This window comes from Kiloniella antarctica, from assembly GCF_042682825.1.
GTDB lineage: Bacteria > Pseudomonadota > Alphaproteobacteria > Kiloniellales > Kiloniellaceae > Kiloniella > Kiloniella antarctica.
Genome location: NZ_JBHUII010000012.1, coordinates 1044 through 1929, shown reverse-complemented (window position 1 = coordinate 1929; position 886 = coordinate 1044). Strand labels below are relative to the sequence as shown.

Genomic DNA, 886 nt, shown 5'->3' with positions numbered 1-886 from the left:
AACCATCTCATCCCCGCCGAGACCTCGGAATACGAGAGAGAAAACAGATGCTCCAATGAGGATCACGAACACCATGGAAGAAATTTCCATGGTCGAGCGCATGATCGGCCGCAGGATATCCGTGCGCCATACCCGTCCAAGAGAAACGAGAATGCCCCACATTAACCCAAGTGAAGCAAAGCCAGCAGCAATGATCGCAATCATGTCTGTAGCCGGGATTTCATTTCTGGCAACTCTGAGATCAAAGAAGGAAATGAGAACCAGCATAAAGAGCAGACATAACGTGGCAACGATAGTCGGAAGACGACTGCCAAAATCCATGAAATCAAATGGAGATTTACGTTCGGCAGTTTCCAACATCCCCAATTCCTGAGTACGCATACCCGCCAACAACAAAGAACCAATCGCACCAACGGCGGCGGCTTCTGTCGGTGTGGCAATGCCGGTCAGGATGGAACCAAGTACAGAAACGATTAAAGCAACAGGAGGTACAAGGGCGTGGAGGATCTTGCTGATAAAATCACCTGTACTGGTTTTGCCTTCATCGCGTGGGATCGGAGGGGAGCTTTCCGGCTTGATAATCGCGATTAGAAGTTGATAGCCCATATACATGAACACCAGCATCAGACCGGGAATAAGTGCTCCGGCAAAAAGATCACCAACAGACACAGGGTCGGGAGACCAGTTGCCAATAGCACGCTGAGCATCGGAATAAGCGTTGGAGATCTGATCACCAAGGATAACCAGTACGATAGACGGCGGAATAATCTGTCCCAGAGTTCCCGACGCACAGATCGATCCACAAGCGAGCGAAGGGTCATACCCACGTCGTAACATGGTCGGTAGAGAAAGCAGCCCCATGGTGACAACAGTTGCGCCAACGATC

At 50.6% G+C, this 886-nt stretch carries 1 protein-coding gene; it reads right to left on the bottom strand.

The genetic code is table 11. The annotated features are described in order from the left end of the window. A partial coding sequence (locus ACFSKO_RS18595; RefSeq protein ID WP_380254474.1) for a TRAP transporter large permease subunit occupies window positions 1–886 on the bottom strand: 886 nt, incomplete at both ends.